This is a genomic window from Marivirga aurantiaca, assembly GCF_016679925.1.
Taxonomy (GTDB): domain Bacteria; phylum Bacteroidota; class Bacteroidia; order Cytophagales; family Cyclobacteriaceae; genus Marivirga; species Marivirga aurantiaca.
The window spans coordinates 93,089-107,052 of record NZ_JAEQBW010000005.1; the positions used below are offsets into that span (position 1 = coordinate 93,089).

Annotated in this window: 11 protein-coding genes; 10 read left to right on the forward strand and 1 reads right to left on the reverse strand. The window is 37.4% G+C overall.

Annotation, left to right across the window (positions count from 1 at the left end):
* Positions 1 to 21 precede the first annotated feature (21 nt).
* The 9 genes from JKA74_RS12220 (at position 22) to JKA74_RS12260 (ending at position 11,165) form a co-directional block, all read left to right on the forward strand.
* Positions 22 to 846: a polysaccharide biosynthesis/export family protein gene (locus JKA74_RS12220; RefSeq protein WP_317193596.1), complete on the forward strand. Its 825-nt coding sequence runs from the start codon at positions 22 to 24 to the stop codon at positions 844 to 846.
* A gap of 1 nt (position 847) precedes the next feature.
* The gene (locus tag JKA74_RS12225) at positions 848 to 3,217 is read left to right on the forward strand and encodes a GumC family protein (RefSeq protein ID WP_201431479.1); all 2,370 of its coding nucleotides are present in this window, start codon (positions 848 to 850) and stop codon (positions 3,215 to 3,217) included.
* Between the two features lie 118 nt (positions 3,218 to 3,335).
* Positions 3,336 to 4,361 carry an NAD-dependent epimerase/dehydratase family protein gene (locus JKA74_RS12230; RefSeq protein WP_201431480.1) on the forward strand — a complete coding sequence of 342 codons (1,026 nt, stop codon included), beginning with the start codon at positions 3,336 to 3,338 and terminating at the stop codon, positions 4,359 to 4,361.
* Between the two features lie 32 nt (positions 4,362 to 4,393).
* A complete protein-coding gene (locus tag JKA74_RS12235; protein WP_201431481.1) occupies positions 4,394 to 5,803 on the forward strand; it encodes a tetratricopeptide repeat protein in 1,410 nt (469 codons plus the stop codon).
* Positions 5,803 to 6,573, forward strand: coding sequence for a phosphosulfolactate synthase (locus JKA74_RS12240; RefSeq protein WP_201431482.1), 771 nt, complete (start codon positions 5,803 to 5,805; stop codon positions 6,571 to 6,573). The genes JKA74_RS12235 and JKA74_RS12240 overlap by 1 nt, the downstream gene beginning before the upstream one ends.
* Before the next feature lie 13 nt (positions 6,574 to 6,586).
* Positions 6,587 to 7,525: a DUF368 domain-containing protein gene (locus tag JKA74_RS12245; RefSeq protein ID WP_201431483.1), complete on the forward strand. Its 939-nt coding sequence runs from the start codon at positions 6,587 to 6,589 to the stop codon at positions 7,523 to 7,525.
* Positions 7,522 to 8,256 (forward strand): shikimate dehydrogenase family protein, encoded by a 735-nt coding sequence (locus JKA74_RS12250; protein WP_201431484.1) that lies wholly within the window; start codon positions 7,522 to 7,524, stop codon positions 8,254 to 8,256. The genes JKA74_RS12245 and JKA74_RS12250 overlap by 4 nt, the downstream gene beginning before the upstream one ends.
* A 71-nt stretch (positions 8,257 to 8,327) precedes the next feature.
* Positions 8,328 to 10,352, forward strand: a complete 2,025-nt coding sequence (gene uvrB / locus JKA74_RS12255; RefSeq protein WP_201431485.1) for an excinuclease ABC subunit UvrB — start codon at positions 8,328 to 8,330, stop codon at positions 10,350 to 10,352.
* Positions 10,353 to 10,394: 42 nt separating this feature from the next.
* The gene (locus JKA74_RS12260; protein WP_201431486.1) at positions 10,395 to 11,165 is read left to right on the forward strand and encodes a S1/P1 nuclease; all 771 of its coding nucleotides are present in this window, start codon (positions 10,395 to 10,397) and stop codon (positions 11,163 to 11,165) included.
* Here JKA74_RS12260 and JKA74_RS12265 read toward each other — a convergent pair.
* A complete protein-coding gene (locus JKA74_RS12265) occupies positions 11,162 to 11,749 on the reverse strand; it encodes a hypothetical protein (RefSeq protein ID WP_201431487.1) in 588 nt (195 codons plus the stop codon). The two genes, JKA74_RS12260 and JKA74_RS12265, sit on opposite strands and share 4 nt — an antisense overlap.
* Before the next feature lie 98 nt (positions 11,750 to 11,847).
* On the opposite strand from JKA74_RS12265, the gene JKA74_RS12270 reads away from it, so the two are divergent.
* A complete protein-coding gene (locus tag JKA74_RS12270) occupies positions 11,848 to 13,941 on the forward strand; it encodes a tetratricopeptide repeat-containing sensor histidine kinase (protein WP_201431488.1) in 2,094 nt (697 codons plus the stop codon).
* Positions 13,942 to 13,964 lie beyond the last annotated feature (23 nt).

Here is a 13,964-nt window from a genome sequence, read left to right on the forward strand (position 1 = left end):
TTGGTTATATTTTTACATCTAGTGAGAAACAACAGAGCTAAACCTTTCTACGTCTACACATTCTATATCTTGTTAACTGCCTTTTGGCTAAGCGGATGTAAAGTGTACAAACAAAATATTATACTCCAAACTGAGGATGATATAAAGAGCGAACATTTTAAAAGCGAAATAGCAAAAGTTGAAGGAGCCTATACAATCAAAGCAGGAGACAAACTTTCTATTGAAGTATATACTAATAAAGGTGAACGGGTTTTGGATCCCAACTTAGAACTTGGTTCTTTGGGTGGCGGCTCAGGAGGGCAAGCTCAAATGCGGCCAAAAAAAGAATTTGAAGTGCTCCCCACAGGTGAAATTAACCTGCCACTTATTGGTCTTTTAAATGTGGAGGGATATTCCATTAAATCTCTTCAGGAACATCTTACCCCCCTTTATGGCGAAACCTATATTGACCCCTACATTAGGATAGAGGTCCTCAACAGACGGGTAGTAGTTTTGGGTGCTATGGGTGGGCAGGTAATTCCTTTGGAAAATGAGAAAATGAATCTTCTGGAAGTATTAGCGCTTTCAGGCGGACTTACAAAAGATTCAAAAGGAAATAATATCAGATTGATAAGAGGCCCGCTGGACAACCCATCAGTGCAAGTAATCAACTTAAGTACCATTGAAGGTATGCAACAAGCAGGGCTGGATGTATTGCCAAATGATATTATTTATGTAGAACCACTGAGAAGGGTGCTTACCGAATCAATTCGCGAAATTGCACCGGTTATAGGTATTGTTACCAATGTAATCACTTTGTTTATTGTTATACAGAGTTTGAATTCCAACAATAGAAATAACCCTTGATTTGGAGAATATAAATACAAAATATCAACGTGATGTAAGCAGGAATAAAACCGTTACAGCAAGTAGGAATCATGAAATGATTGATTTCAGGAAGTTTTTTATCCTCCTGAAAAAAAATATTCTGTGGATACTCTTATTTTTCATTATCAGCAGCTTATCAGTTTTTATATACATTCGGTATACCAATGTAAAATTTCAATCATACGCTGAATTGAAGTTAAATAAAAGAAGTGAGGCTAGTGTATTTGGGTTTAACCCAATGTCTGAAGAAAGCTCAAACCTTAATACTCTATCTGGGGAAGTAGAATTAATCCGCTCCAAATTATTTTTAAAACAAGTTATTAAAAAATTACCCCTTGATGTTACCTACGAAGTAATAGGTCGCTTTAAAAATGAGGAAAGATATAAATTTATTCCTTTTGAAGTGAAATATGAAGAGGGTTGCGCCCCTAAGCATACCAAGTTTTTTGTAAAAGTCATTGATCATCAGAAATTTAAAATCAGTTTTAATCCTGAAGAAGGCAATTGGCAGAATGGTGTTTTCAATCAGGATTTCGTATTGGCCGGATGTAATTATCAATTACAAAAAACGGAAGGTTTCTTTGATGGAGAAACACTTTCTTTCTACATCAATAGTGAGGAAAGCTTGTTGGACTATATCGGGTCCAATTTGGCCGTGGCTCCTGAAAATCTTAATGCCAATACCATAAAGATGACCTTTGCAGATTATAATATTTACAAGGTTCAATCTATTGTTGAAGCTATCAGTGAACTTTACATAGAATATAGCAGGGAGCAAAAAAATAAAGCAAATCAATTAAAAATTGAATTCCTGAATGACCAGCTTAAGCAAACTGAAAATGTATTGGCAGGATATGAGATTTTCATAGAAGAATTTACCATAGAAAACAAAACCACTAATCCATCAAATGATATTAATAGATTAATTGGGGAAATTGTAAAAATGGACTCCATTCTTTACGGCTTCAGGTTCCAATTAAATGAACTGAATAAAGTGAGAGGAATTATCCATGCTGATTCAATAGAATTAGAACAAATAAATGCTTCCTTACTACCTGATAATGTTTATCGTCTATTTGATGAACTGATAGAACTCAATACCTCACTCCAGATGGCTAAAATGCGCTATAAAAGCAATAGTCAGATTATATCAGAAACGCAGCAGCGCAAAGACTTATTACTGGACAGGGTAATTCAAATGATAGACTCCAAGATTACGGATCTTAAAGAACGCAGCACAACCATTATTGACAGAAAAAGAAGCCTGGAGAATTCCTTCCGCACACTTCCCGGCAAGAACAATGAACTTAATCAGAAAATGCGCTTCTATTCACTATACGAGGAGCTTTACCTGTCTTTAATGCAAAAAAAGACAGAGTTTGAGATAGCCCAGGCAGGCACTTTGGCTGAAGTGGTAATATTAACTCCGGCCAATTTACCAAAGTCACCCATTGGCCCCTCAAGAAATATCCTTTATTTGGGTGCATTTGCCATTAGTTTAGTATTAAGCTTTATTTTCATCATGGTAAGATACCTGATATATGATGAAATCAATAGCCTTAGTGAACTGGAGAGAATCACTCATTTACCTATTATAGGATCAATAAGTCGACTTAAAAGTAGCATAGCCAGGAAAAGTGGGGTAATCGTTTTTGAGAGGCCGCGTTCTCAAATAAGTGAGGCTTTCCGCACTTTAAGAACCGGACTTAACTTCATGGGCATCAATGAGGGAAAAAATATTATATCCATCAGCTCAAGTACCAGTGGTGAGGGGAAAACATTTGTAGCAGTTAACCTGGCCGCCATACTTTCATTGTCCAATAAAAGAACCATTATTCTGGACTTGGATATGAGAAAGCCAAGGGCACAATATGCCTTTAATGTAGGCTCTAATGATGAAGGCATCAGTGCTATTCTAAGTGGCGGAGCTAACTGGCAAGATTGCGTATTGAAAACCCAAAATGAAAATCTCCATTTTATTCCTTCCGGTTTGATCCCTCCTAACCCGGCAGAATTATTAGAAAGTGGATATTTTGATCAATTATTAATGGATTTAAAACAAAAGTATGATGTAATCCTTTTAGACACTCCTCCTATTGGCCTTGTATCAGACGGCATAATTGCACTAAAAAAATCTGATCACTCGATTTTTGTGGTGCGTGCAGACTATTCCAAGAGAAGTTTCATAAAAGACTTGCACAGAAGTATAGAGTTGAATGGAATACGTAATATTTCTATTGTATATAATGCTGCTAAAAAAGGCAACAACGGTTATGGTTATTACCAGGATTACTACAATGACAATGGCAGCAAATCCTTATCTACACTCAAAAGAATATTTAATATTTAATACCAATGAAATGAGCATCCCGAGTACTCGGGACCAACCGCCAGATGAATATTTATCGCGAATTCCATAGCCTGCCCCGACTAATCGGGGTGACCACTATAAAATAAAACTAATACACATGAAAACCTTATTGCTCACCGGGGCAACGGGTCTGCTGGGAAGTAATCTATTGACTCATCTACTCAAAGAAGATTTCAATATTTATGCAGTTAAAAGACCAGGTTCAGATACTAGGCTGTGCCCTCAGAGTAACCAAATCACATGGATTACAACTGATAATTTATCGGTTAAATTTTTAACCGACCTTGAATGCCCAATAGATTATATAGTACATGCTGCCGGATTAGTTTCCTATCAACAGAAAGACAAGGAAAAACTATTTCAGGTAAATCATCAATTCACAAAAAAACTGGCAGGAGAAGCCTTAAAACTTAATGTGAAAAAGTTTTTGTTAGTGAGTAGTATTTCGGCTATTGGAAAAAAAGCTGATTCACCTCTCATTACCGAAGACACCCCCTGGGATGAAACTCAATTTTCCAGCAATTATGGCAGAAGCAAGAGAGCATCTGAAAATGCAGTAAAGGAGCTAGGAGAAAAGGGCCTGCCATGGATTATCATTAACCCCTCTGTAATTATTGGCCCGGCCAGGCCTGATCAAAGTAGTGCACGACTTATTGGATATGTTGCTGACAAGAAACCATTTTATACTGAAGGTCTCCTCAATTATGTGGATGTTGATGACGTTTCCGGAATAATTATCAAAGCTTTGAAAAGTGATTTTATTCACCATCAATGGATTCTAAATGGTGGAACTGTTACCTATAAACATTTCTTTACTAAAGTGGCAGAGTACCTTAACACAAAACCCCCAAAATATAAAATCCCAAAAGCCGGAGTGATGGCGGGAGCATTTTTAGAAAATCTCTACAGTAAAATAACGGGCAAAAGGTCAACGCTTTCCATGGAAACCGCTAAAATGGCGGGCAACTCCTCTATTTACAGTGCTGACAAGTTAAAGAGTGAACTAGAAACCCAATTTACCCCCCTCACCGATTCCATTAAAAAAGCTGTAGATACAATGAAAATAAATGGTTTATTGAAAACTATATTTTTTTTAGCTTCGTTGGTTGATTTTAGCGTTTGAATTAGTAAATTGTATTGGATAGCAAATAACCTATGAGCGAATTTTATAGAAGTCGAAAAGACGGTGAGAAAGAATTAGTGAAGAAATTCGAAAATCACGTTCAAGGTCGGGATTTTCATTTCTTCGATGTGGAAGAACTAGAGCAGGTTGTTGAGTTCTATCTGGATAACAATAATAATAAAAAAGCCTTGAAGGCATGTCAGTTTGCAGTAGAGCAATACCCTTTCTCCATTGAATTGATAGTTCTCAATGCACATGTGCTGGCTTCCAATGGAAAATATGAGGAGGCATTGAGCATTCTGGAGAAAGCTGAAAATTTCCAGCCCAACGATGTGGATTTGTTAATGACAAAAGCCAACATCCTAACCCTTAGCGAAAAAAACAATGAAGCCATCGAATGCCTGATGAATGCTTTAACTTTTGCTGAAGAAAGGGATGAAATTCTTTTCCAGATTGGTATGTGCTATCAACAGATGGCCAAGTTTGACGAAGCTATTGAATATTATAAAAAAGTCCTGGAAGAGAATGTCGACTTTGAAAGTGCCATTTATGAATTAGCCTACTGTTTGGATGTAACAGATCAATTGGAAGGAAGCATCTCCTACTATGAAAAATTTATTGATGCAGACCCGTACTCCTACCATGCCTGGTATAATTTAGGAGTAGTTTATCACAAACTCAAGAAATATCAGCAGGCAATAGAAGCTTATGAGTTTGCAATAGCTATAGATGATCAGTTTGCTTCAGCTTATTTCAATATGGGCAATAGCTATGCAGAAATGGAAGAGTATACTAAATCTTTAGATGCTTTCTCTCATACCTTACGGATAGAAGGTGCCAGCGCAGAAGTATTTTGCAGAATGGCAGAAACCTATGAACACCTTGATCAGATCGATCTTGCTGTAAAATACTTTCAGAAAGCTATCAAATATGACCAATTGTATGACGAGGCTTTCTATGGGTTAGCAAAAACCTTAACCGCACAGGAAAAATGGATAGAAGCTGTACATTATGCCCGTAAAGCTTTAAAAATAAATTTACACGAATCAAAATACTGGCAAGCAGCTGGTTTTGCAGAATATCAATTAGGCAACCAAAATGCAGCGATTGATGCTTATGAAGAAGCCGTATCACTTGATCCTGAGGAAATTAGCATCTATCTGGATTGGTCATATATTTACTTCGATTCAGGGGAAATAGAGGTAGCAATGAACATTATAAAAGAAGGAATGGATGAAAATCCTGAGGCCCCTGAGCTCTATTACAGGATGACGGCTTATCTAATTGAATCAGGTAAATACAAAGAAGCCTTTATCTTTCTGGAAAATGCATTAGTTTTGGACTTTGAAATGCACACAGTGCTCTATGATTTTTTTCCCCAGGTGAAAACTCAAACAGCATTGTTTAAAATTATTGATCAATTCAGAAAAGATAATCACTAATGAATTACGACTTAACACAAATACCTGAGCGTCCTGTTAAACCCAGAGATGTAGGTTTTACTATGGCCATGGATAAAGGCCTAAGCACAAGAGAAGTAGAAGATTTTATTGACAGCAGTGGAGAATATGTCGATATTGTAAAATTAGGCTGGGCTACTTCTTATGTTACCAATAACTTAAAAGATAAGTTGGCTATCTATAAAGATGCAGGTATTCCCGTCTATTTCGGAGGCACCTTATTTGAGGCTTTCATTATCAGAGGGCAGTTTGATGATTACCGCAAGCTGTTGGATAAATTTGATTTACCTTTCGCAGAAGTATCGGACGGTTCAATAGAATTGCCGCATGATATTAAATGTGAATACATCCGTAAACTATCAGAGCAGGTTACAGTACTTTCTGAGGTTGGATCTAAGGATGAAGAAAAAATCATCCCTCCCTACCAATGGATTTCCCTTATGCAGGCTGAGCTGGATGCCGGAGCATGGAAGGTAATAGGAGAATCAAGAGAAGCTGGCAATGTGGGGCTGTTTAGGGCTTCCGGTGAAGTTCGCTCAGGATTGGTTCAGGAAATACTAACAAAAATACCTTTTGAGAAAATTATTTGGGAAGCTCCTCAAAAAGCACAACAAGTTTATTTTATTAAATTAATTGGTGCCAACGTTAATCTGGGAAATATTGCTCCCAATGAAATCATACCGCTAGAAACCATTCGTTTGGGATTAAGGGGAGATACTTTTCATCACTTTTTAAATAAGGTCGGACTATAATTTAATTCCATCAATGCGCTTACTAAAAGATTATTTCACTTTGCTTTTGAAAGGCATGGCTATGGGCGGGGCCGATGTGGTGCCGGGTGTCTCCGGAGGTACTATAGCCTTTATCACAGGCATTTATGATGAGTTATTGACAAGCATTAAATCCATTGATGGAGAAGCCCTCCGTTTAATTACAAAATTCAAAATAAAGGAATTCTGGCAACATATAAATGGCAATTTCCTCATCACTCTGGTGGCGGGGATTGCCATAAGTATTTTCAGTTTGGCCAAGATAATCAGCTATCTCCTGCTTACTTACCCAATTCTGGTATGGTCTTTCTTTTTCGGGATCATCGTTATTGCTGCTATTATTGTGGCAAGGGATATCGATAATAAAGACTGGAAAGCAGTTTTGGCCGGTATTATGGGGATTGTAATAGCCTATGCCATTACAGAGGCCACTCCTGCTGAAACAACCGAAGCATGGTGGTTTATCTTCTTATCAGGAGCTATTGGTATTTGCGCAATGATCTTACCTGGCATTTCAGGAGCTTTCATATTGCTGATATTGGGCAAGTATAAATTTGTAATGGAAGCTGTAGAATCATTTAATATTCCTGTTATTCTGACTTTCATAGCAGGTTGCATTGTTGGCATATTAACTTTTGCCAGGTTCATTTCATGGTTGCTACATAAATACCAATCCATGACAGTTGCCTTGCTGGCCGGCTTTATGATTGGCTCGCTCAATAAGGTTTGGCCATGGAAGGTAATAGACAGCTTCCGCTTGAACAGTAAAGGAGATCAAGTTCCATTTCTGGATCATAATGTACTCCCACATCAATATTTACAGGAAGTAGGCGACCCCCAATTGATTGAAGCTATAGCAATGGCTTGTTTTGGTATTCTTTTGGTAATTGCTATTGAAAAGATAGCCAATATGCTCAAAACAAAAACCAAATGAAAGCCCTGGGATTAATCGGCTATCCCCTGAAGCATTCCTTTTCAAAGAGTTATTTCACTGAGAAATTTCGAAAAGAAAGTATAAAGGGTTTTAGTTATGAATTATTCCCTCTTGAAAATATTGCCTCATTTCCGGAATTATGCAAAGCTCAAAACCCCATGGGCTTGAATGTCACAATACCCTATAAGGAAAAAATCATCCCTTATCTGGATGAACTGGACAGCTATGCCAGAAAGATTGGAGCAGTAAATGTGATTAAATTTCAAAATGGAAAAACAATCGGCTACAATACCGATTGCCATGGATTTAAGGTTTCTTTACAAAAACTCCTCCCCCAAGCTATAAAGTCAAATGCATTGATTTTAGGAACTGGTGGTGCTTCCAAGGCGGTAAAATTCGCCCTGGATGAAATGAAAATTCCTTCAAAGTTTGTTTCCCGCCATGCTGAAAAAGGCCTTACTTATGAGGAAATCAGAAAGGTGCCGGAGATCCTGCGAGAAAACCGAATCATCATCAACACTACGCCACTAGGCACTTTTCCTGAGATAGAAAATAAGCCTGACATACCATACGAATATCTGAGCACGAATCATTTTCTGCATGATTTGGTTTACAATCCTGAAGAAACTTCTTTTATGAAAGCAGGAAAAATGCAAGGAGCAAAAGTAAAAAATGGCTACGAAATGTTGGTTGAACAAGCTGAAAAGGCCTGGGAAATCTGGAATAGTTAAGACATCAGCATGATTAGGCCAGGAGTAAAATATTTTGCAAACATTTTAATTAATGATCGTTTGTAGTACTTATGGATTTTAAAATTAAAAGTGATTTTGTACCTACGGGTGACCAGCCCAGAGCCATTGACGAACTTGAAAAAGGCATTAATGCAGGTGATCAGGATCAGGTATTATTAGGTGTAACGGGTTCAGGTAAAACTTTTACCATTGCCAACCTTATTGAAAGGGTGCAAAAGCCCACCTTGGTTTTAAGCCATAATAAGACCCTGGCTGCACAACTGTATGGCGAATTCAAGCAATTTTTTCCGGACAATGCTGTAGAGTATTTTATTTCCTATTATGACTACTACCAACCGGAAGCTTTCATCCCCTCAAGCAATTTATATATTGAAAAAGACCTTTCTATTAATGAGGAGATTGAAAAACTTCGTCTCAGTGCCACCTCCTCTCTTCTTTCAGGCAGAAGAGATGTAATGGTGATAGCCTCCGTTTCCTGTATTTATGGTATAGGTAATCCGGATGAATTTGGTAAAAATATTATTAGAATACAGGTCGGAGATAAAATTCCTCGGAACCAATTGCTGTTTGCTTTTGTGGATATTCTCTATAACCGGACTACTGCAGAATTTAAAAGAGGTACTTTCAGAGTAAAGGGCGATACTGTGGATATCTTTGTTGCCTATGGGGATTTCGCCTACCGCATACTGTTCTGGGGAGATGAAGTGGAGTCCATCCAAAGAATAGAACCCGATAGTGGAAAAAAAATATCAGACGAGAAAATGATCAGTATTTTTCCTGCCAATTTATTTGTTACAGGAAAAGACACACTACATCAGGCTATCAAGGAAATTCAGGACGACATGGTGGAACAAGTCAAGTTTTTTGAAAGAGACGGCAGGTTCTTAGAAGCCAAAAGACTTAAGGAAAGAACTGAGTTTGATATTGAAATGATGCGGGAGTTGGGCTACTGCTCGGGCGTAGAGAATTATTCCAGATATTTTGACAGAAGAGAGCCAGGAACACGGCCTTTCTGCTTATTGGATTACTTCCCTGATGACTACCTGATGGTAATTGATGAGAGCCACGTGACAGTGCCTCAAGTACGTGCCATGTATGGTGGAGACCGGGCTCGTAAGATCAATCTGGTGGACTATGGCTATCGTTTACCTTCCGCCATGGATAACAGACCACTTACTTTCAACGAATTTGAAGCAATGATTGGTCAAACAGTGTATGTTACTGCTACTCCTGCAGATTATGAGTTGCGAAAAACAGAAGGCACAGTGGTAGAGCAGGTAATTCGCCCTACCGGCTTACTTGACCCGGTAATTGAAGTGCGGCCAAGTGGCAACCAGATTGATGACCTATTAGAAGAGATAGATGAAAGAGTAAAATTAAGTGAGCGTGTATTGATTACCACCCTTACCAAACGAATGGCTGAGGAGATGAATAAATTTTTGGGCAGGGCCAATATAAAATCTCGCTATATCCACTCTGAAGTAACTACACTGGACAGGGTAGAAATATTAAGAGACCTGCGTCTTGGCGAGTTTGATGTATTAGTAGGAGTGAACCTGCTACGAGAAGGACTTGATTTACCGGAAGTATCATTAGTAGCAATATTGGATGCTGATAAGGAAGGTTTTCTAAGGAATCACAGATCTTTGATCCAGACAATTGGAAGGGCCGCTAGAAATGAAAAAGGCATGGTAATTATGTACGCTGACAAAGTCACGGATTCCATGCAAATGGCACTTGATGAGACCAATAGAAGAAGGGCCGTCCAGATTGAATACAATAAAAAACATGGAATTACCCCTAAAACCATTTTCAAATCAAGGGAATCAATTCTTGGACAGACAGTAGCTGTTGATTCCAAAAAAACTTCCCAACAGAAGTACTATGCCGGACCGCAAGAAGCTTCCGTTGCAGCCGATCCTGTTGTTCAATATATGGATAAAGCAGGCCTGGACAAGATGGTAAAAGCCACTCAGAAGAAAATGGAAAAGGCTGCAAAAGATTTAGACTTTATAGAGGCTGCCAGGTTAAGAGATGAATGGCAGGAATTGCAGAAACTCAGGGACAATAAATAATTGCAAAACCCTATATTTACAAAATTTTAAAAAAACAGCATCATGCGAATTAAGATAATCAGTACATTTTTATTAATGATATTTTTTTTACCACAAGCTTTCTCCTGGGGACAAACAGGACATAGGGCTATTGGAGAAGTAGCTTCATTTTATATTACCAAAAAAACTCAGAAGAAAATTGAAGCATTATTGGGTGGAGAATCATTGGCTATTGCCAGCGTCTGGATGGATGAAGTGAAATCTGATGATGCCTATGATCACACACATGACTGGCACTGGGTAGAAATCCCTAATGGCATGACATATGCCGAATCAAAGAAAAACCCGGATGGTGACATTATAATGACTATTGAAAGATTAGTGAAGGAACTGAAGGCAGGCAATCTTGATAGAAAAACAGAGCAAGAGCATCTTAAGATGTTGCTTCATTTAGTGGGCGACATCCATCAGCCTTGCCATGTAGGAAATGGAGAAGATCAGGGTTCCAATAAGGTGTGGGTAAAATGGTTTGGAAAAAATTCTAATCTTCATAAGGTTTGGGATAGCGAAATGATAGACGGTAAACAATTAAGCTATACTGAATTGGCGAATGCCGTTAACCTTACCACAAAAGAACAAGTAAAGGAATGGCAACAAAACCCACTGGATGTATGGGTACAGGAAGCAATTGCTCTACGCCCTCAGATTTATGATTTTAATGAAGATAATAACCTGAGATATGAATATGCTTATAAGAACTGGGACACCCTTCAACAGCAACTATTAAAGGCGGGAGTGAGACTTGCAGGAGTACTTAATGACATTTACGGTTAAAGCTCTGTTAAAATAATGGGGCCTTTTTCCGTTTTAAGCTTAAAAAAACCCTCTTCTTCTACCAAATAATACCCATTTAATTTTTTCACATTAGTGGTTTCCCATACATTTCCTTTCAGAACTTTCAGTTCCTGATTTCTGGGATACCATTTCCTAAAGCTGGTGTTGAAGATAATAATGGTAACTTTGTCATCGACAAATAAACTTAATGGAATAGAAAGGGCTAATTCTTTAGAGGATTGAATGATTAAGTCCTTTTGTGTTGTATTACAAAATATATTTACTCCGGTATATGCTTTTGCATCAAGTGTTTGAATTATAGCTTTTAATAAGCTATTTTCATTATACCTTTCAATCAAATACTCCCCACTTTGTTGCGTCAATCTTAAATGACTTTCGGGATGAATGGATAACACACCATCTACTTTGACATTTTGGGACATCAGCCATTCAGCATGTTCTTCCAAAACCCAAACAGAAGGTGACCATCCTAATAGTTCCTTAATTGTATCAAGCTGGTTTTCAATATCCAGAATGAAAACAGGAGGTTCTTGTTCATCTCTTATGACGTGGTGTGAAGACATATTCTTAGAAATTTTGAATGATAAAAAATATTTGGCACGAGCAAATTTTAATAGTTAATTAGCTAAAAGACTGTAAATTGCATAAATTATAAATAATTGTGAAGAAAGTATTCAAAGGTTTTTTTATTATTTATTTTTTAACAGGCCAATCAATTTATGCACAAAATAATGCCGTAATTGATAGCATTAAAAGCCAGCTTTCAACGGAAAACCTGGAACGGAAAATTGAGCTCTATAATCAAATCGCCTGGGAATACCGCAAATCACATCCTGACAGCACTATCTTCTACAGTCAAAAATCCTTAGATATAGCTTCCGACCCTGAAATGAACCATATGCTTGCCAAATGTTTAAATTACATGGGGGTGGGGCATTATTACAAAGGGGAAAACCTTAAAGCTTACAATCTTTATAACCAAGCAAAAGAAACTGCTCTCGCCAATGGTGACTCTTTGCAATATGGCCACTCCTTAAACAACATTGGAAGAATATATTTTAATCAAGCTAATTATATCCCCGCTTATAACTATTTCTTCAGATCGTTAGAGGTATTTGAAGCTATTGGCAACAAGCCGGCAATAAGCTATGGTTACAAAAGCCTGGCCGAAATATATCAAACACAAAACAATCTGAGCAAGGCCCTGGAGATGTCTTTAAAAACAGCTACCATAAGAATTGACTTTGAAGACCTCTCAGGAATCATCTCCATTAACCTAGAAATAGCAGCCATTTATGCAGAAATGCAAAACTATGAGAATGCCCTGAAGTACTTTGATCTTGCCTATGAAATAGCTAAAAAAATTAATGATGAGGCAAATCTAGCTATTACAAAACTTGCTATTTCTGTTATGGAAACTGAAAGAGGGGAACTCAACAAGGCCTTGATTAATGCCAATGAAGCACTTGAATTCACTGATAATTCCCATAATTTCAATTTACTCAACAAAGTATACTTTCAGTTGGGGTTAATTTATTATTTAAAAAATGACTACAACCAGGCCCAGCTGTATTTTGAAAAGGTAAAAAGCAGGGCGTCTGAAAACAATGACATTACCTACGAAAGAGACGCACTCCTGTACTTAGCAAGGATTTTTGAGAACAAAGGAGAGACCGACAAGGCCTATAGCCACTTTAAATCCTATGCTGACCTTAAAGAAAGAACAGAAAATACGCAAACTGCAAGAGAGATAGAAAGATTGGAATCCAGGCTGGAAATAGAGGTGAAAGAAAAAGAGAACCAAATGCTTAAGTTAAATGAAGAAACCTATAAAGAGGTCATAAGAAAACAAAAGGCACTTAATAATGCCTTGTTTATAATTGCAGGACTGGTCGTTATATTATTGACATTTATTTGGTTCACTGCCTACAAACGAAGAAAATACAATAAAATTCTTCTGCAAAAAAATAAGCAGATTGAAGAACACCAAATAAAGATAACGGCCCAGAATAAAGAGATTAAGCAGCAAAACAATCAATTGATTATACGAAATAAAACACTGGATGATCTCAACAATGAGAAGGATTCACTCCTCAGTATTGTTGCTCACGATTTAAAAGCCCCTTTCAGTCGAATAAAAGGTATTGCAGAGTTATTAAGGCTTTCTGGTCTGAATCAGGAACAAGAACAATATGTTCAAATGATCAGAACCAATTCAAAACATGGCACCTATCTCATCAATGATCTATTGGATGTAAATGCTATTGAAATTGACAAGGAAAAGCCAGTCCCTTCAGGTATCAATTTAAAAAGCTTGTTGGAAAACAAAGCTGCTGATTTTATAGTGGAGCTTACCAATAAAGAAATGGAATGCCATATTGAATGTGAGCCTGGGCAGGATGTTATTTCTGATAAATTATACCTCAACAGGATATTGGACAATCTAATCTCCAATGCAATAAAATTCTCGGAATTAGGTTCTGAAATAATTTTACGAGCGGGTAAGAATAATAAAGGTTTTTGGATAGTGGTCAAAGATTTTGGTCAGGGTTTTACAAAAGATGACCAGAAAAACATGTTTAAAAAGTTTAAAAAATTAAGCTCTCGACCTACCGGAGGAGAAAGTTCCAATGGCTTAGGTTTGGCAATAGTAAAAACATTAACTGACCGACTTAATGGTAGAATTGAATTAACTTCAGAGAAAGATAAGTTCAGTGAATTTACTTTATATTTTACTTTCTTGGAAGAAGCCTGATTTATTTTAATAAATAAAGATCA